16 protein-coding genes and 2 pseudogenes are annotated in these 17832 nt (G+C 74.5%); 10 read left to right on the top strand and 8 right to left on the bottom strand.

What is annotated here, in order from left to right; translation table 11 throughout:
• Window positions 1-11: 11 nt before the first annotated feature.
• The 3 genes and pseudogenes from ACWEQL_RS25530 to ACWEQL_RS25520 all read left to right on the top strand — a co-directional run.
• Entirely contained in the window at window positions 12-560 is a 549-nt protein-coding gene (locus ACWEQL_RS25530) for an NUDIX hydrolase (protein WP_452152642.1), read from the top strand.
• A 32-nt stretch (window positions 561-592) separates the two neighbouring features.
• Window positions 593-862, top strand: a pseudogene (locus ACWEQL_RS25525) (DegT/DnrJ/EryC1/StrS family aminotransferase); the annotation flags it as partial.
• Window positions 863-956: 94 nt separating this feature from the next.
• A pseudogene (locus ACWEQL_RS25520) lies at window positions 957-1097 on the top strand (IS630 family transposase); the annotation flags it as partial.
• Window positions 1098-1223: 126 nt separating this feature from the next.
• On the opposite strand, the gene ACWEQL_RS25515 reads toward ACWEQL_RS25520, so the two are convergent.
• Window positions 1224-1646: a hypothetical protein gene (locus ACWEQL_RS25515; protein ID WP_452152641.1), complete on the bottom strand. Its 423-nt coding sequence runs from the start codon at window positions 1644-1646 to the stop codon at window positions 1224-1226.
• 266 nt (window positions 1647-1912) lie between these two features.
• Between ACWEQL_RS25515 and ACWEQL_RS25510 the strand changes: the two genes are divergently transcribed.
• The gene (locus ACWEQL_RS25510; RefSeq protein WP_452152640.1) at window positions 1913-2572 is read left to right on the top strand and encodes an SMI1/KNR4 family protein; all 660 of its coding nucleotides are present in this window, start codon (window positions 1913-1915) and stop codon (window positions 2570-2572) included.
• 249 nt (window positions 2573-2821) lie between these two features.
• On the opposite strand, the gene soxR is transcribed toward ACWEQL_RS25510, so the two are convergent.
• Window positions 2822-3286 carry a redox-sensitive transcriptional activator SoxR gene (gene soxR, locus ACWEQL_RS25505; RefSeq protein WP_452152639.1) on the bottom strand — a complete coding sequence of 155 codons (465 nt, stop codon included), beginning with the start codon at window positions 3284-3286 and terminating at the stop codon, window positions 2822-2824.
• 94 nt (window positions 3287-3380) lie between these two features.
• Between soxR and fdxA the strand changes: the two genes are divergently transcribed.
• Entirely contained in the window at window positions 3381-3704 is a 324-nt protein-coding gene (gene fdxA, locus ACWEQL_RS25500; RefSeq protein ID WP_452152638.1) for a ferredoxin, read from the top strand.
• Window positions 3705-3771: 67 nt separating this feature from the next.
• Here fdxA and ACWEQL_RS25495 read toward each other — a convergent pair whose 3' ends face one another.
• Complete coding sequence (locus ACWEQL_RS25495; protein WP_452152637.1) at window positions 3772-5217, bottom strand: alpha/beta hydrolase family protein; 1446 nt, start codon at window positions 5215-5217, stop codon at window positions 3772-3774.
• 347 nt (window positions 5218-5564) lie between these two features.
• Here ACWEQL_RS25495 and ACWEQL_RS25490 point away from each other — a divergent pair, with 347 nt between their 5' ends.
• Complete coding sequence (locus ACWEQL_RS25490; protein ID WP_452152636.1) at window positions 5565-6824, top strand: sensor histidine kinase; 1260 nt, start codon at window positions 5565-5567, stop codon at window positions 6822-6824.
• Window positions 6821-7483, top strand: a complete 663-nt coding sequence (locus tag ACWEQL_RS25485) for a response regulator (RefSeq protein WP_452152635.1) — start codon at window positions 6821-6823, stop codon at window positions 7481-7483. Before ACWEQL_RS25490 ends, ACWEQL_RS25485 begins: the two co-directional genes overlap by 4 nt.
• Window positions 7484-7536: 53 nt before the next feature.
• Here ACWEQL_RS25485 and ACWEQL_RS25480 read toward each other — a convergent pair whose 3' ends face one another.
• The 3 genes from ACWEQL_RS25480 to ACWEQL_RS25470 form a co-directional block, all read right to left on the bottom strand.
• Window positions 7537-9165, bottom strand: coding sequence for a purple acid phosphatase family protein (locus tag ACWEQL_RS25480; protein WP_452152634.1), 1629 nt, complete (start codon window positions 9163-9165; stop codon window positions 7537-7539).
• 146 nt (window positions 9166-9311) lie between these two features.
• Window positions 9312-11015, bottom strand: coding sequence for a protein kinase domain-containing protein (locus ACWEQL_RS25475; RefSeq protein WP_452152633.1), 1704 nt, complete (start codon window positions 11013-11015; stop codon window positions 9312-9314).
• A gap of 312 nt (window positions 11016-11327) precedes the next feature.
• Window positions 11328-12800, bottom strand: a complete 1473-nt coding sequence (locus ACWEQL_RS25470; protein WP_452152632.1) for an alpha/beta hydrolase — start codon at window positions 12798-12800, stop codon at window positions 11328-11330.
• Between the two features lie 81 nt (window positions 12801-12881).
• On the opposite strand from ACWEQL_RS25470, the gene ACWEQL_RS25465 reads away from it, so the two are divergent.
• A complete protein-coding gene (locus ACWEQL_RS25465; RefSeq protein ID WP_452152631.1) occupies window positions 12882-13778 on the top strand; it encodes a helix-turn-helix domain-containing protein in 897 nt (298 codons plus the stop codon).
• Between the two features lie 19 nt (window positions 13779-13797).
• Here the strand turns inward: ACWEQL_RS25465 and ACWEQL_RS25460 are convergent, their stop codons facing one another.
• Both ACWEQL_RS25460 and ACWEQL_RS25455 read right to left on the bottom strand, forming a co-directional pair.
• Window positions 13798-14982 (bottom strand): cytochrome P450 family protein, encoded by a 1185-nt coding sequence (locus ACWEQL_RS25460; RefSeq protein ID WP_452152630.1) that lies wholly within the window; start codon window positions 14980-14982, stop codon window positions 13798-13800.
• Window positions 14983-15185: 203 nt separating this feature from the next.
• Complete coding sequence (locus ACWEQL_RS25455) at window positions 15186-16049, bottom strand: helix-turn-helix transcriptional regulator (RefSeq protein ID WP_452152629.1); 864 nt, start codon at window positions 16047-16049, stop codon at window positions 15186-15188.
• Between the two features lie 140 nt (window positions 16050-16189).
• On the opposite strand from ACWEQL_RS25455, the gene ACWEQL_RS25450 reads away from it, so the two are divergent.
• Both ACWEQL_RS25450 and ACWEQL_RS25445 read left to right on the top strand, forming a co-directional pair.
• Window positions 16190-16969, top strand: coding sequence for an NAD(P)H-dependent oxidoreductase (locus ACWEQL_RS25450; protein ID WP_452152628.1), 780 nt, complete (start codon window positions 16190-16192; stop codon window positions 16967-16969).
• Window positions 16970-17237: 268 nt separating this feature from the next.
• The gene (locus ACWEQL_RS25445; protein WP_452152627.1) at window positions 17238-17720 is read left to right on the top strand and encodes a hypothetical protein; all 483 of its coding nucleotides are present in this window, start codon (window positions 17238-17240) and stop codon (window positions 17718-17720) included.
• The last annotated feature ends 112 nt before the right edge of the window (window positions 17721-17832 follow it).

Below are 17832 nucleotides of genomic sequence, written 5' to 3'. Positions count from 1 at the left end.
GGAGCCCCGCGGTGGAATGGCAGGTCCACGGAGAGCGCCAGGTGTACGGGAGCCCCTGGGTCGAGGTGTGGCTGGCGGACGTGGACATCCCGGGCACCGGCCGGATCGACCACCACATCGTCCGCATGCCCCGGCCGTCGACCACTTCGGTGGTGACCGACGATCACGGCCGGTTCCTGCTGATCTACCGGCACCGGTTCATCACCGGCCGCTGGGGCTGGGAAGTCCCGGCCGGCTGGGCCGACCCCGGTGAGGACCCCGCCGCGGCGATCGCCCGCGAGGTCGAGGAAGAGACCGGCTGGAGGGCGGGCCGGATCGAGCTGATGACCGAGTACGACGCCCTCGCAGGCATCAGCGACATGCACTTCCGGTCCTTCCACATCACCGGCTGCACGCGGGTCGGCGAGCCCGAGGACGAGGGCGAGGCCACCCGGATCGAGTGGCTCGCCGAGGACGAGGTGGTCAAGCTGCTGACCACCGGACAGATCGCCGACGGGCCGTCCCTGGCCGCACTCTCCTACTACCTCGGGCCCTACCGGCTGAGCCGCAGCCATCCGTAAGGCCCGCCGTTGAGGGGGTCGCGCACGGCGCAAGCATCGCCGGGCGGAAGGTCGGCACGTTCGGACTCGCCTCGGCGTTCTCCCTCAACGGCCCCAAACCGCTGTCCGGCGGCGAGGGCGGGTTCGTCCTCACGGACGACGACACCTACCACCGGGTCATCACGCTCGCGCACTACAACAAGCGGGCCAAGACCGAGATCCCGGAAGGCCATCCGCTCGCGCGGTACGCGGTCACCGGGGCCGGCCTCAAGCTCCGCATCCACCCCCTCGCCGCCGCCATCGCCCACGACCAGCTGCCTGAGGTGTACGAGTGGGGCGGGCCTCTCGGATTCCCCGAGGGGCCCGCCACTTTACGGTCGGGACGACCTGCTCCGGGCCACGTCCAACGCGGCCTCCGCCAACCTCCACTCGGTCGCCCTCGACCGCCTGGAAGCACTCGTCCACAACCGCCTCAAGCGCCTGCGATACCGCGGCAAGACCCTCGCCGGCTTCATCGCAGGAAGCGGACTCGCCCTCAACCTTCCACCGCCGCCCTGAAACGCCGAAGTCAGTAGTGACAGCACTCATCGATGACTTTCGGGCGACACTTGTCGGTCAAGGAAGCCGCTGATGTTCACCGGTTTCGGCAGCACTCCCGGGTGATGGGTGCGTGGCTGAACGGCGTTACCGGGCCTGGCTCGATGCCCCTTCGGAGCGGGTGATGATTTCCTGGGCGTATTGGTCCTCGGGAGCGAGCGCCTCAACGGTTCGGCGGGCCTGCTCGGTCCGGCCCGTCTCGCAGAGCAGCCGGACCAAGCAGTAGAGGGCGTCGCGGTCGCCGTCCTCGGTGCGCTCGTGGAGCTTCGCTTCCATCCCCCGGTCACGGAGCGATCGGTTGAGCCGTCTGCGTGCATGGACGTCAGCACGGGCCAGCTCCGACAGCTCGGCGATCCGTTCCGCACGGACGAGCAGGTCCATGTGCCACAGATGGTTGTTGTGGGCATAGTGGTCGGCCGAGTAACACTGGGCGTGGGCACTCACCAGGGTGATGGCCGTATCCCAGTCACCTGACTGCTCCGCTTCCTGAGCCTGCTCATACCAAGTCACTGGACGAGTATCACCGAGCGTGGGCCGGCAAGGATCGACCATGTCGGGGAAACCCGGAGGGCGGGGCGGTCAGCCGTAGTCCCGCGAGGGCATCGCGGAGGTGAGCGGGTCTCCCCCGCGCAGGCGGGGGCCAGCGGTCGGCGGCGAGCTCGCCGCGTCCACGGCTATTCTCCCGGTGCATGACCGCTGCTGCGCATGATGTCTCCACACCGCCACACCCCGGGCGGCGCCCTGGGCCTGGGGGCGAGGCGGCGAACGACGACGCGTTGATCGAGACGCTTCGAGCACGTGCCTGGGACCCTGGCCGGCGCTTCGACGAGGCTTATATCCCCGCCGCGTGGATAGCAGAGCACTATGGCGCGGACTGGTTGAACCAGCCCCAAGACGGTCGACGCGGGTCCTGCAGCGACGGGACGATTGTGTTGGAATCGTCGACCGAGGTGGTGGCCGCCTATTACTCGGATGCTCCGCGGGGTCCGCTGTTTGCTCCGGTCACCGTGACGCAGGTTGAGGACGTTGAGCACAGGTTGGGGCTTCGGCTGCCTGAGTTGCTCCGTCGTGTCTACACCGAGGTCGCAGATGGGGGCTTTGGGCCTGATTGTGGGCTCGTCTCGCTGTGTGACGGAAACCGGGCGCCGGGCGACGTGCGCGACTGGCCGTCCGCAGCACGTGCTCGCGAACGTAACCGAGCAGATGGGCTACCGGAGTCGTGGTTCGAGCTGACGGCAGGCGGCTGCTCGATGTTCTGGCACGTCTCCTTGCTTGCCGTTGACAACCCTGTACTGCTCTACAGCTGCGACGGCTGGGTTCCCGAGTGGGGCGAGGACCCTCACGACGGGCTGTCCTATGCGGCCGAGTCACTGCGGAAGTGGCTCTGGACGTGGGCCGAAGGGGGCGACGTCTGGGGAGAGGTCCTGGACCGATGACGGCGACGATTCCGCTCCGGACTGATCGTGAGTCACACCGAACTTCCGCAGGCAACGGACCTGTTCATCGCCTGATGCAACGATGACGACATCTCCTTGACACCTCGGCAGCTCGAACCAGCCCGCGGCGATGCGGTCTGCGGCGGGCGGGCAGGTCGGCCGGGGCGGCGACTCCCGGCCCGCAGGGGCCGGGGAGTCGCGCGCCGGTCGGGTGGGGTCCGGAGGAGCGGAGCCGGGCGCGGAACGCGCCTACAGGCGGCGGGGGCCGGCGCCGTCGTCGGCGAGGGTGTCGCCGGGGTTCAGCAGGGCGCAGGCCTTCATCGAGAGGCAGCCGCAGCCGATGCAGCCGGTGAGTTCGGCCTCCAGTCGTTCGATGGTCTGGCGGCGTTCCTCCAGGCGGCGTTTCCAGCCGCGGGAGGCGCGCTGCCATTCGTGGTGGCTCGGCGGCCGGTCGAGCGGTACGTCGGCGAACGCCTCCCGGAGGTCCTGCAGCGGGATGCCGATCCGTTTCGCCACCGAGATCAGGGCGATCCGGCGCAGCATGTGGCGGGGGTAGCGGCGTTGGTTGCGTGTGTCGCGTTCGGAGGCGATCAGGCCGAGTTCCTCGTAGAAGCGCAGGGCGGAGACGGCCGCGCCGGTGCGGGCGCTGACCTCGCCGATGCCCAGCAGGTCGTCGGGGGTGGCCCTGGCGTCGCCGGGCTGGTGGGTCGTCATGCCCGCCTCCTTTTGACCTCAAGTTTACTTGAGGTCCTACGGTCGGCCGTGCCAGAGCGGCGAGCGGTACCGATGTGGAGAGGACGGCGGCCCGATGACGTTTGTGATCGCCCTACCCTGTGTGGACGTCAAGGACAAGGCGTGCCTGGAGGAGTGCCCCGTGGACTGCATCTACGAGGGGAAGCGGATGCTCTACGTGCACCCCGACGAGTGCATCGACTGCGGTGCGTGCGAGCCGGTCTGCCCGGTCGAGGCGATCTTCTTCGAGGACGACACCCCGGAGCCGTGGCGGTCGTTCAACACGGCGAACGCCGAGTTCTTCGACGACCTGGGCTCCCCCGGCGGCAGTGCGAGGCTCGGCCTGATCGGGAAGGACCATCCGATGGTGGCGGCGCTGCCGGTCCAGGACGCCGACTGACCCACCGGGGGCGCCGGTCCCTCTCCTCCGAGCGGGCGGTGCCGCCGGAGGGAGGGCCGGGCCCCGGTCAGCCCGGGTGGTGGACGGTGAGGTCGCCGTGGGCCCGTAGGGCGCCGGCCGGGTCGCCGGGGCTGTCCCGCAGGACGGCGTCCAGGAAGGCGAGGGTGGCCGCGGCGACGACGCGGGGGCTCTCGGTACGGCCGAGGGAGCCGACGATCGAGGGTACGGGCGGCAGGTAGAGGGGGCCGTCCATGAAGGTGAGGTGGGCGGCGCCGGGGATGGTGAGCCGGTAGCCGGTCGCGGTGGTGGAGTCGAGCGCCTCGGTGAGGCGGGGCGGGTAGCGCGGGTCGGTCGCCGGGGTGATGTCCTGGGTGAGCGCGAGCGCCGGGCGGTCGAGGGCGGGTGTGGTGGGGCCGTGGGGGTAGCCGTCGAGGTCGATGACGGCGGCGAAACGGTGGTCCTGCCGGGCGGCCTGCAGGGCGGCGGCGCCGCCCATGGAGTGGCCGGTCACGGCGGAGCGGGCGGTGTCCAGGCGTCCGGTCAGCGGGTCGGCGCTCTCGCCCCGGTCCAGGCCGTCCAGCCGGGTGAGGACGAAGCGCAGGTCGGCGGCGCGCACCGTCGTCCAGCCGGCCGCCAGTTCGTCGTCCTTGTCCCGGTCGCCGGAGGAGGCGGTCGCGGTGGTGACGGTCCGGCCGTCGGCGAGGAGGACGGCGGCGGAGTCGTACGGGTGGTCGAGGGCGGCGACGACGTAGCCGTGGCTGGCGAGTTCCTCCGCCCAGGCGGTGTTCTGGGTGCGCACCCCGCCCGACCCGGGGGAGAACAGCACGACGGGGAAGCGTTCGCCGCCGCCGGCCACCGGGGCGTCGAAGACCGCGCGGCTGCGGGCGTGCGGGAGGCCGTCGATCAGGAAGCCCGGCAGGCCGACCTGGTGGGCGAGGGCGTCGGCGACGGTGCGCGCCTCGTCCTCCGTACGTCCGAGGTACTGGGCCCGCCGTGTGCCCGCGGGGCTCTCCTGCGCGGGGTACCAGAGCTGGACCACGACGGTGCGCGGGTCGTTCGGGTCGGCGGTGAAGGTCTCGGGGCGCTGCGGGTCGGTCCACTGCACGACGCGGGTGCCGACCGCGAACTCGCCCGACGGCTCGGGGAATTCGGGGACGGGGAAGGCCCAGGCGGCGGCCGGGCCCGTGGCGATCAGGCCGGCGCAGGCCGCCGTCGCCGGCAGTGCCAGCCACCGGCGGGCCCGCCACGCCGGCCGGCCGGTGCGGTGGCGCAGCAGCGGGGAGAGGGCGAACGGGGCGGCGAGGGCGGCGCCCGCCAGGACCGGCAGCATCTGCCAGCGGATGCCCGTCACGGCCAGCGCGATCACGGACGGCACGAGGACCGCCCCCGCCGCGATCGTGACGCGTGGGCGGGCTGCGGGAGGCAGCCAGCGGGCCGCCACCAGGGCGACGGCGCCCAGCAGGGTGAGTATTTCCAGGGGGGACATGTGCGGTCCCGTGATGGTCTCGGTCACCCGGCCATGGTCGGCGCCGGGTGGGGGCGGCCACATCGGCCCGGGGTCGCCGTCGGGTGCGACCGGGGTCGCCCTCCGCGGCGGGTCCGGTGCGACCGGGGTCGCAACGGGGCGGGCCGGATCGGTGGCCGTTGTGCGACCACGGGAGGTGGCGGGGCTCCTCCTGCGGTCGTATCCCGGTGCGGCGCGAGTCCGACGGTGGGCTCATGCGCTCCGCGGGGCCGGCGGCCTACCGTGACAGGGCCGCGGTACGGGCCCGCCCGGGCGATCCGGGTCCGGCCGTGCGTACGCGGTGGTGGCCCCGGCCGGGGCCGCCGTGATGATGCCGAACCGAACAGGGACGACGTGTGACGACCGAGGCGGCCGCGCGACCCGGCCATGACCACCGGCTGCACCGGGCGGCGCGGGACCGGACACAGGCGCGGGCACGGGTACGGGCGGCGCGGGCGGTGGCCGCCGCCGGGCGCCGGGCCTCCCGGCTGCCGCCCGTGGTGGGGGACTCGCTGCTGGCGGCGCTGCTCCTCCTCAACGTCGTGACGACGTACGCGCCGCAGGAGCCGGCGGTGGCCGTGGCGCTCACCGCCGCTCTCGCGCTGCCCCTGCTGTGGCGGCGCCGGGCCCCGCTCGCGGTGTTCGGCGTCGTGGCGGCGGCGGCCTTCGTCCAGTGGCTGGTGGGCGTTCAACTGCCGGCGGACATCGCCCTGTTGGTGGCCCTCTACACGGTGGCCGCGCACTCGGGCCGGCGCGGCGCGCTCGTCGCGGGTGCCGTGGTGGAGGCGGGGGTGCTGCTGGCCTGTCTGCGCTGGACGGCGCAGGGCGCGTTCCTGACCCCCTTCGTCGCGGCGAGCGCGATGACCGTCGCCGCCGCCGTCCTGGGGGTGAACGTGCGGACCACGCGCGCCTATCTCGCGGCCCTGGAGGAACGGGCCGCGCGCCTGGAACGGGAGCAGGAGCAGCAGGCGCGGCTGGCCGTCGCCGAGGAGCGGGCGCGGATCACCCGGGAGATGCACGACATCGTCACCCACAACCTGTCCGTGATGGTGGCGCTCACCGATGCCGCCCTCTACGCGCAGCACCGCTCGCCCGAGCGGGCCACCGCCGCGATGGTGCAGATCTCCGAGACGGGCCGGCAGGCCCTGACCGACATGCGGCGCTCCTTGGGCGTCCTGCGGACGGACGAGCCGGACGCGCGGCGCCACCCGTTGCCCGGTATCGCGCAGTTGGAGGCCCTCGCCGAGCAGATGGGCGCCGCCGGGCTGGCGACCCGTCTGGAGGTCCACGGCGCTCACGCCCACGTGCCGGCCACCGCGCAGCTCACCGTCTACCGGCTGGTGCAGGAGGCCTTGACCAACACTCTCAAGCACACGCCCGCCGGCACCCGCGCGGAGGTCCGGATCCGGTGCTCGGCCGGGGCCGTGGGCGTGGACGTCACCGACAGCGGTCCCGTCCCGCCGCCTCCCGCGGCCGTGTCGTCCGGGCACGGCATCCCGGGCATGCGTGAGCGTTCGGCGGCGTACGGGGGGACGTTGGAGGCCGGGCCGCTCCCGGGCGGCGGCTGGGTGGTGCGTACCCGGCTCCTCCTCGGCGGCGGGGCGGTGTCCGCGTGACGATCCGTATCCTGATCGTCGACGACGAGGCGCTGCTGCGGATGGCCTTCGGCACGGTCCTGGAGGCCCAGCCCGACATGGCGCCGGTCGGCGAGGCCGGGGATGGTGCCCAGGCCGTGTGCCTGGCGCGGGAGTTGCGCCCCGACGTCGTCCTCATGGACGTGCGGATGCCCGGGATGGACGGGATCGAGGCGACCCGGCAGGTCGTCGAGGTCTCCCCCCACAGCAGGGTGCTGATCCTCACCACCTTCGACCTGGACGAGTACGCCTTCGCCGGGCTGAGTGCCGGGGCGTCGGGGTTCCTGCTGAAGAACACCAGGCCCGAGGAGTTGCTCGCGGCGATCCGCAGTGTCGCGGCGGGTGACGCGGTGCTCTCCCCGCGGGTCACCTGGCGCCTGCTGGAGGACTTCCGCCCGCACATCCCCGGCAGTGGCGGCGCGGGGCGCGACGAGCGGCTGGAGCGGCTCAGCGCCCGTGAACGCGAGGTGCTCGTCCAGGTGGGCCGTGGCCTGTCCAACACGGAGATCGCGGCCACCCTGTACCTCGCGGAGGCGACCGTGAAGTCCCATCTGGGGCGGATCCTGCACAAGCTCGAACTCCGCGACCGGATCCAGGCCGTGGTCTTCGCCTACGAGAACCGCCTCGTCCAGCCGTCTTGACGCCGCCGCGGCCGACGCGCCCGCCGGGCGGGCCGGCCGGGCCGGGTGTGGTGTCAGTCGCGGGTGTCGGAGCGGTTGCGTTCCAGGGTGAAGGTGTCGACCGGGGTGAGGTCGCCGTGGGGGCCGTCGAAGGTGTAGTAGGTGACCCGCATGCGGGTGCGGCCGCCGCGGCGGTCGCCGGGGTCGACGTCGAAGGCGGCGAAGCCGTGGGTGTTCTCGCGGTCCTGGACGGCGGCCCAGGGGGCGTCCTCGGTGAGCCAGATCGACTGCCGGTAGGGCGCGGGCGGGCGGGGCGCGTCCTCCAGGGCGACGACGACGCGACCCTGGGGCCGGTCGAACAGGTCGTCCTGGGTGGTGGCGGCGTTGCCGCCCGCGCCGATGATCATGTGGACGGTGCCGCGGCCGGTGTCGACCAGGTCCGTGCGGGTGGCGGTGGGCACCGGGGTGCGGGTGTCGTTGGGCAGGGTGCCGCGGACGGGGTGGGAGCGCTCGTAGTAGTGCTCGTGGCCGCTGAGCACCAGGTCGACCCCGTAGGCGTCGAACAACGGACCCCAGGCCTCGCGGATGCCGAGGTCGCTGCCGCTGCCGCGCCGGGAGCTGGAGATCATCGGCTGGTGCATGCAGACCACGATCCAGTCGATCGCCCGGCTGCCGCGCGCCGCCCTCAACTCCCGTTCCAGCCAGCGCTGCTGGGCTCCACCGGAGAAGCCGCGCAGGTAGGTGTCGCCGCTGTTCTGGATCGCCACGTCGTCGTTGGCGAGGCTGATGACGCGCACCGAGCCGACCGTGAAGGCGTACCACATGCCCCGGGTCTCCTCGTCCCGGGAGGCGGCGGAGTCGGGCAGGGTGAAGTAGGCCTGGTAGCCGAGGGCACCGAGCGGGCCGTTGCCGCCCTCGTTCTCGTGGTTGCCGACGCAGGGCATCCAGGGGCGCAGCCGGGTGGAGCGGCTGTTGCTGATGAACCAGTCCGCCCAGGTGGCGGTGCGGCTCTGGCCGTGGCGGCCGCTGTAGGAGGCGTAGCAGAGGTCGCCGTTGACCAGGTTGAACAGGGGGGCGACCCGTTCGACGGCGGCGACGATGTCGGCGGAGTGCGGGGTGCCGACCTGGCTGCTGGTGAACACCGGGTACTTGCCGAGCGGTCCGGGGAAGCCGTCGGGGAAGGTGACCTTGCGGCGGAGGTTGGGGGCGGCCTGGTCGCCGAAGCTGGTGAAGGTGAAGGGGGCCCGGCCGCGGGGGGCGGTGGTGAAGGAGCCCGTCTCGGGGCCGGCCCCGTCGTGGCCGGCCGCGTAGAGGTAGGTGGTGGCCGGGCGCAGTCCGGTCAGCCGGGCGTGGTGGACGTACACCTCGTCCTTGGAGAGCGCGTCGCGGTAGGTGCGGGTCTCGGCCTCCACCGTCCGTCCGAGGCCGCCGGACGGTGAGCCGAGGCGCACGTGCGGGCGGCGTACCGACTGCGGGGTGATCCAGGAGACGACCATCTCGCAGGAGGCGTCGGTGCCGAACTGCAGGTGCAGTCCGGTGACGCTGGGGGCGCCGAGCCGGTGCGGTGTGGTCCGGAGCAGGGGGCCGGTGTCGGGCGCGGTATCCGGTTCGGGTCCGTCGGCCCGGGCGGGCGCGGCGCCCGCGATGAGTGCGGCGCCGGCCGCTGACGAGCCTTTGAGGACCGATCTGCGCGCGATGGTCATCGAGCGTCACTCCCCCGATCGACTGGTGATGTCGCCGAACTGCGACGTCATGAACATGCCGATCTGATGGGTTCGGCAAACTCCGTAGACGCTCCGATTCCGCGTCAGGTGGTGGCGCCCACCGTCGGGGAGGAGGCCCCGGGCCGTCAGCCGACCCGGAAGGTGGCCGACACGACCTGGAAGTGGTGATCGGCCTCGTCGAGGCGGCCGGTCGGCGCGGAGACCCAGAAGTCGTAGCAGCGGCCCTGCTCCGTCCAGGAGATGTCCTGCACCCGGCGGGCGCCGAAGCCGTCCTCCGGGTAGCCGTTCCAGGTCCACAGCCACAGGGCGGCGTCGGCGGTGCCGTGGAAGACGGTGGGCTGGACGCTGCCGCCGCGGTAGCCGGGGTTGGTGCGCGGGCCGGCGGCGTCCTGCTTGCGCAGGTCGGCCAGCACGCCCTGGCCGCTCGGGGTGGTGGGGTGGATGCCGATCCGGAAGGCGCGGTCCGGCGAGAGGTAGAAGACCCGGCCGGCGGCGTCGGTGCTGCGTACCCAGCCGTCGGGGACGGCCAGCGAGAAGCCGGCAGGGTCCCGGCGGATGCTGAACCCGGAGGGGGCGGCCACCGGGCCGGTGGGGGACGACATGGCCGGGCCCGTGGGCGGCGCGCCGGTGGTGGCCGCCGGGGACGACGTCGCGGGGGACGGCGCCGGTTCGGCCCGCGCCTCGTGCTCGCGGGGGTGCAGGACGGGGTCCAGGGCGAGGACGCCTGCGGTCGCGGCGGCCGTCACCACGGCGGCGGCGACGCTCCAGCGCAGGGCGGTCCGGCGGCGGGCGGGCCGCGTCGCGGGGAGGGCGGTGGGGAGGGACGCGGCGGTGGCGGGCAGGTGGTCCCCGCCGGGCGCGGGAGGGGGGCCGGACGGCTGCGCCACGGGGTGCGCGTCACCACCGGCCGCGGCGGGGACGGGGGCCGTGCCGGCCCTGACGGCCAGGTCCCGGCCGTGGCCCCGGCCCTGGTCCAGGCCGTGGGCGGGACCGGCGCCGTCGCCCGGCGCCGCCTGCCGCTGCGCGGTGTCGTCGAGCAGCAGCTCCGCCGTCTCGGCGGACGGCCGCTCGTGCGGGTCCTTCTCCAGCAGCGACCCGATCAGCGGCACGAGGGGACCTGCGCGCAGCGGCGGCTCCGGTGCCTCGGCGGCGATGGCCATGGCGGTCTCGATGGCGGTCGCCCTGCGGAACGGCGGCAGCCCCTCCACGGTCTGGTAGAGGGTGATGCCCAGCGCCCACAGGTCGGAGGCGGGGCTCGGGGTCCCGCCGCGGACCAGTTCCGGGGCCAGGTAGTCGACGGAGCCCACCAGTTCGCCGGTCCTGGTCAGGGTGGTGGTGCCGGCGATGCTGGCGATGCCGAAGTCCGTCAGCACGACCCGGCCGTCGAGCGCGAGCAGGACGTTGCCGGGTTTGACGTCGCGGTGCACGACGCCGGCGGCGTGGGCGGCGCGCAGGGCGGCCAGGATCTCGCGGCCGATCCGGGCGGCCTCGGTCGCGGACAGCGGTCCGTTCTCGGCGAGGTGTTCGCCGAGGGTGCGGGAGGGGACGTACTCCATGATCACGCAGGGCAGGCCCTGGTCCTCCACGACGTCGTGCACCACGACGACGTTGCGCTGGTTGATCCGGGCGGCGCTGCGGGCCTCGCGGCGGGTGCGCTCCAGCAGGGTGGCCGTCTCCTCGGGCGACAGCTCCGGGCGGATCCGCAGTTCCTTCACGGCCACGTCGCGGCCCAGCAGTTCGTCCTCGGCGCGCCACACGGTGCCCATGCCGCCGCTGCCGATCCGTTCCAGCAGCCGGTACCGGCCGGCGATCAACCGGTCCTCGCCCACCTGGGCACCTCTTTCCGTTCTCCGAGCGCCCGCCGCGACTGTCCGTCCGGGGCGGGTGATTCGGAGATTCTGGGGCGCCGGGAGCCTCGAACGCCAGTTCCGGGGGCTCCCTCGGTGGTTACCGTGCAAACCGTCCGCCGCCCCGGCGGAGCACCGGCCGCGCGCCGGACGACGCAGGCCCCGCAGAAGCCGGCCCCGTGCGAACCGGCCCCCGGACGCCCCGCCGACCACCGGCCCCGCCGCCCCGGGCCACGCGCCGGCCGCCGCGGGCCGGGTGACCCGGGAGCGCTGCGGCGCGGCGCGGCCGGACCCTCAGCCGTGCAGGTGCGCCATGACCGCGTGCATGGCGCGGCGGACGGCGGCGCGGGACTCGTCCGTCGGGTCGGCGGTCTCGAAGCCGTGGTGGCCGTTCGGGACGTCGATGACGTCGAGGCCGCCGAGGCCGCCGGCGGCGGCCAGGAAGCGCGAGACCGTCGCCGCGATCGGGGCGTGCTCCAGGCCCACCCGGGTCAGGACGATCGGCAGGTCCCCGGCGCCGGTCACGGCTGCCGCCGGGCGCAAGCGCGGGTCGACGGCGCCCCAGCCCGGCAGCGGGGCGAGCACCGGGTAGGTCATGGCCAGGCAGCGCAGCCAGGGCGGTGGTGCCGCGAGCCACTCGGCCGAGAGCAGCGCGCCGGCGGAGAAGAACCAGAGCGCGATCCGCTCCCCGTCCACCCTCGGGTCGGCGCGCACGAGCGCGACCGCCTCCGCGAGGTCGGCGGCGGCCCGCGGGAAGTCCGCGAGGTCGTGCAGGCGATGGTCGAGCGTCACCCCCACCGCGCCGAGGCCCGCCGCGTAGCGGGCGTAGCCGAGGTACACCGGCCACTCGCGCGGGGTGGGCCGCTCGTCGGGGGCGACGGGACCGCCGTGGACGAGGAGCACGGCCGGGGCGGGGCGGTCGGTGTCCGGCAGGTGGAGGTCGACCCGGCCGATGCGGTGGCGGGGCCGCTCGGGGACGTCCAGCGGGAAGGGGGCGAGGTGGCCGGGCCGCCCGGCGTCCGGCGCGAGCGGGATCCGGTGGCCCTCGCCCGCGGCGGCCCGCAGCAGGACGGCGGCCAGTTCGCCGGGCGCGGAGAGCATCGGCCAGTGCCCGGTGTCGAGTTCGAAGAAGGTCACCTTGGGGTCGGCGAGTGCCCGGAACCGGGCCGGGCCCGAGCGCACCAGCGTCTCGACCATGGCGATGCCCGGCCGGTCGGCGGTGCAGAGCACACCGGTCAGCGGCAGGCCCGCGCCCGCGCCGGTGAGCCGCAGCGGGTGGGTGAGCGTGCCGGAGGGCTGGGGCCGGGCGAGGCGCTGCAGCCGTTGCAGCGCGGGGGCGGTGAGCCCGGCGGTGGAGCCCCAGCGCTGCCAGCCGTCCCCGGCCGGGGGCGGTACGCGCCAAGCGTCCTGACGTGTCGTCAAGTCCTGTCGGGCCTGCTCGTCGGGCACCAGGGTGAGCGGCAGGTCGCCGTCCTCGGGCAGGGGCGAGTCCACGGCCACGATCCGGCCGATCCGCTGCGGGCGCCGGTCGGCGGCGCCCAGCGCCGTGTGGATCGCGAGGTCGTGGGCGACCAGCACCACCTCGGGCGCGTCGAGGCGGTCGATCAGGCGGAGCACGTCCCCGATGTGGGTGTCCAGGCCGGCGTCGAGGTCCCCGGCGAGGTCCGCCGGGTGGGCCTCGGCGCCCGACTCCCGCAGCCTGGACGCCACTTCCTCCCACACCCCGCCCCCGGTGAACGGGCCCGGGACCAGTACGAACGTCGTCATCGTCGCCTCCTTGCGCACCCGGCGCGGACCTGCCGTCCGCGCTCCCGGGTACGGTAGGAAGTCCCCCTGAGGGAGGTTCAAGTGGTGTCATCCGAAGGGATGCTGAGCATCGGCGACCTCGCCGCCCGCGCGGGCGTCACCGTGAAGACCGTCCGCTTCTACTCCGACCGCGGGCTGCTGCCCGAGGCGGCGCGCAGCGGCGGCGGGCACCGCCGGTACGGGCCGGAGGCGATCGAGCGGCTGCGCCGGATCCGGTCGCTGCGGGCCCTGGGCCTGCCGGTGGCGCAGGTGGGCCGGGCCCTGGAGCGGGACGGCGCGCTGGAGGCCGCCGTGGACGGGCGGTTGCGCGAACTCGCCGACCGGATGGCCGCGTTGCGCTGGCAGCAGGCCTGTCTGCGGGTGCTGCGGGACGGCACCGCCGAGGAGCGCGCCGAGCGGCTGCGCCTGCTCGGGGCCCTCGCCTGGCCGCCCGACACGACGGAGCTGGCGCGGTTCTGGCGCCGGGCCCTGCCCGCCCGGTTGCCGGCCCGGCTGGTGCGCGCCGTCCTGGACGCCGCCGTCCCGTCGCTGCCCGAGGACCCGTCCCCGGCCCAGGTGCTGGCCCTGGCCCGGCTGCACGCCCTCCTGCCCGGCCACCGGCCCGCGCCGCTGCTGAGCGAGGCCCACCGCGCGGACGTGCTCTACGACGGCCTGGTCGAGGCGTACGCGCTGGCCGCGACGGACCTGCGCGGCGGCGGGCCGCCCGGCACCGGGGCGGTCGACTGCTTCGTCGCCGCCTACGCCGGGGCGCTCGGCACGCGGGACGCCCCCGCCTTCCGCCGGCGCCTGGGCGGCCTGCTGACCCGGAGCGCGGACCCGGTGTACGGGCGCTACTGGAAGCTCGCCCCCCAGCTGTCCGGCGCGGCGGACGAGCCGAACCCGGGGATCGCCCACCACTGGCTCTCGGTCGCCGTGAGCGGCGCCGGTGCCGGGGTCTGACGGGGAGCGTACGCGGCGTCTACAGGCTCACCGGCAGGGCGACCAGGCCGCGGACCAGCCGGGAGCGCCGCCAGGCGAGCCGGTCGGCGGGGGCCGCCAGGCGCAGGCCCGGGAAGCGTTCCAGGAGGACCGTCAGCACGATCTCGATCTCCGCGTGGGCCAGCGGGGCGCCGAGGCAGCGGTGGATCCCGTGGCCGAAGGCGAGGTGGGCGGCGGCGTCGGCGCGGGCGAGATCGAGCCGGTCGGGGTCGGGGAACCGGGCGGGGTCGCGGTTGGCCGCGCCCGGGCAGACGAGGACCGGGCTGCCGGCGGGCACCCGGGCGCCGCCGAGCTCGACCTCCTCGGGTGCCCATCGCCAGGTGGCGATGCTGACCGGGGAGTCGTGGCGGAGCAGTTCGTCGACGGCGGCCCGGATGCGGCGCGGGTCGGTGCGCAGGTGCTCCAGTTCGGCGGGGTGGCGGAGCAGGGCCAGGACGGCGTTGCCGATCGCCGCGGTGGTGGTCTCGTGGCCGGCGACCAGCAACAGCACGGCCAGGGAGAGCAGTTCGTCCTCGCCGAGGCGTTGCGCGTCGTCGTCGTGGACGGCGATCAGGTCGGAGAGCAGCGCGTGGTCCGGGTGGGCGCGCTTGCTCGTGATCAGCTGCGCAAGGTAGCCGGCCAGAGCGTGGGAGGCGGCGTCGACGCGTCCGGGGTCACCGGTGGCGAACAGGTCGGTCGACCAGGAGCGGACGGCCGGCCGGTCGGCCGCGGGCACGCCCAGGAGCTGGCAGATGACGGTGACCGGCAGGGGGCCGGCGAGCTCCTCGACGAGGTCGACCTCGGTGCCGGGCTCCCACGGCCCGGTCAACTGCTCGGCGAGCTCGCGGATGTAGGGGCGCAGGCCGTCGACCCGGGCCGGGGTGAACGCCTTGGTCACCAGCCGCCGGAGCCGGGTGTGCTCGGGCGGATCGGTCGCGAGCATCGTGCGGGAGACGGCCGGGTGCAGGGACCGGCCGGACGGCCGGTCGGCGAAGTAGGCGCCGGTGTCCTTCGAGAGCGGGGCCGTGAACGCCTGCCGCGCCTCCTCCCACCCGGTGACGACGGTCGCGGCGGTGGCGCCGCCGTCCCACGGCACCCGCAGGACGGGGGAGGCCGCGCGCAGGGCGGCGTAGGCGGGGTAGCGGTCGGCGTAGAACGCCGGGTCGGTGAAGGGTGAGGAGGCCATTGCTTGATCGTCGCAGGGAATCTTGGCCTTCAGGCCTCGCGGACCATCTCCTCGTACCGCGCCTCGGCCTCCTCGCGGGTGTCGGCCTCCTCGACGTACCGGGAGTACGGGCCGAAGCGGGCCGCGCCGTAGACGGTAATACCGTCATGCCGGAGGGGCCGTCGGCGGCGGGGCGTTCTTGGCCGGGGGCGGACGTCGTCGGGCTAGACGCTGTCCGGGGTGCGGGCCCGGGCGTTCACCGTGGGTTGCGGCGCGTCGCCGCCGGCCGCGCCCAGGTCCGCGAGCAGGCGCAGCCCGTCCTCGGCGGGGCTGCCGGGGGCCGCGGTCAGCACGAGCAGCTCCATGCCCGATTCGTCCGGTAGCGCGAAGTTCTCCTGGTGCAGGTCCAGCGGTCCGACCAGCGGGTGCCGGTACGCCTTGCGGCCGTGTGTGCGGGCGCGCACGTCCGCGCGGGCCCAGAGGCGGCGGAAGCGCTCGCTGCCCATCGACAACTCGCCGATGAGCGAGGCCAGGCGGGGGTCCTCGGGGTATTTGCCCGCGGCCAGGCGCAGGTGCCCGACCACGTCGAGGGTGCAGTTCTCCCAGTCCGCGTAGAGGCCGCGTTCGGCCTCCTCCAGGAAGATGTGCCGGGCGGTGTTCAGGCCCGGCATCGGCCGGCCGAGGAGGAGCCCGGCGAGGCGGTTGCCGGCGAGCACGTCCAGGCGGTGGTCCATGATCAGCGCGGGTGCGTGGGGGACCAGGTCGAGGACGCGCAGCAGCTCCGGCCGCACCCTGCCGCCCGGCGTCCTCGCGCGGCGGCGGGGCTGGCGGGCGAGCCGGTCGAGGTGGCCGCGTTCGGTCCCGTCGAGGCCGAGGACGCGGGCGAGCGCGTCGAGGACCTGCTCGGAGGGCTGGGTCGCGCGGCCCTGCTCCAGGCGTACGTAGTAGTCGACGCTGACGCCGGACAGGTGCGCGACCTCCTCGCGGCGCAGGCCCTCGACCCGGCGGCGGCTGTCGACGGGGATGCCGGCGGCGGCCGGGTCGACGCGCGAACGCCGGGTGCGCAGGAAGCCCGCGAGATCGTCCATGCCCCCCAGTATCGCCTCGGTGATGCCCCGTGAGGGTGGCCCTGCCGGTACCAGGAAGTCCCGTCCGACGGAAGCGGCGCCCCTGAACGGCGGGCGCCGCGGCGCGCAGGATCGAGGGCATCCGATCCGAAGGAGTCCCCGTGAAGACGCTGATCGTCCACGCCCACCCCGAGCCGAAGTCGCTCAACGGCTCGCTGAAGGACCTCGCGGTGTCCACGTTGGAGGGCGCCGGGCACGAGGTGCGGGTGAGCGACCTGTACGCGATGAACTGGAAGGCGGTCGTGGACGCCGCCGACTACGGCCCCGCCGCCTCCAGCCCGTTGAAGGTCGCCCTGGACTCGGGCCGGGCCTTCGAGGCCGGCACGCTCACCCCGGACGTCCGCGCCGAGCAGGAGAAGCTGCTGTGGGCCGACACGATCATCTTCCAGTTCCCGATGTGGTGGTACACGATGCCCGCGATCCTCAAGGGCTGGGTGGACCGGGTGTTCACCTACCGCTTCGCGTACGGCGTCGGCGAGCACAGCGACACCAGGTACGGTGATCGCTTCGGCGAGGGCACCCTCGCGGGCCGCAGGGCCCTGCTGTCGGTGACCGTCGGCGGCCCGCAGTCGCACTATGCCTCGCGGGGGATCAACGGCCCCATCGAGGACCTGCTGTTCCCGTTCCACCACGGCATCCTCTACTACCCGGGCATCGAGGTGCTGCCGCCGTTCGTGCTGTACGGCACCGACCGGATGACCGGCGAGGACCACGCGGGCGTCGCCGAGGCGTGGCAGCGGCGTCTGCTCACGCTGGAGTCGACCGAGCCGATCGCGTTCCGGCCCCAGAACTTCGGCGACTACGAGATCCCCTCGCTGCACCTGAAGGAGGGACTGGAGCCCGCGGGCCGCACGGGCTTCGGGCTGCACGTGCGCGGCTGACCGACGGGGGCCGGCGCAGCCCGCCGGGGCGGCGGCCGGTCCCTGACGCCGGGGCGGTGGCCGGGGCAGCGGTGGCCGGGGCAGCGGTGAGCGCGCACCTTCGCGACGCTCCCCCGGCCACCGGCGCCCCCGCCGACGTCGACTGTCGGATCCCGCCCGATCCCGCAGAACCCCCCTTTCCCATAAGTGACTTGGGTGGACCAAGCCCGGCTGGCACACGTGTGCTCACACCGTTCCGCGACAACCGTTCGGCCACTACCCTCCCCCCATGGACGACTACCGGTTACCGGCCGCCTACGGACTCATCCGCGACTTCCTGGTGGCGCAGCACTTCCAGGCGATGCAGGCCGAGGCCGAGCGGCAGGCCTGGCTGGCGCAGGTGCGGCGGCTGCGGCGGCTCTGGATCCGGACGGCCCGCAGGGGGTTCGTCCACCTCGCCTGCGGCGTGGCGGCGTTGCTGTACCTCAACGACGGGGGTACCTGGACCACCGCGATGACCGTAGGCGCGTGCCTGACGGGCTTCCTGGTCCTGCTGTGGATCCTCTGGGCGGGACAGGCCGACCCCGACCACGAGCAGGGGCCGGTCACCGTCATCCGGCTCCTCGCCGGCGTGGCCCACATCGCCGTACTCGTCTGGGGATGGACGGCCTACGGCGCCGCGACCGCGATCCCGTGGCTGTTCGTCGAGTCGGGCATCCTCGGCATCGTCAGCGGCCTCCTGCAGAGCCGGAAGCTCGCGCTGCTCCTGTGAGCCCCCCCCCCCCCCCCCCCCCCGGGGGGGGGGGGGGGGGGGCGCGCCCCGGGGCCCCCCCCCCCCCCCGGGCGGGCGGGGGGGGGGGCGGGCGGGGGCCGCGGGGGCGGGC

The sequence above is a fragment of the Kitasatospora sp. NPDC004240 genome (assembly GCF_053603215.1).
This window is presented reverse-complemented; position numbering and strand designations above follow the sequence as displayed.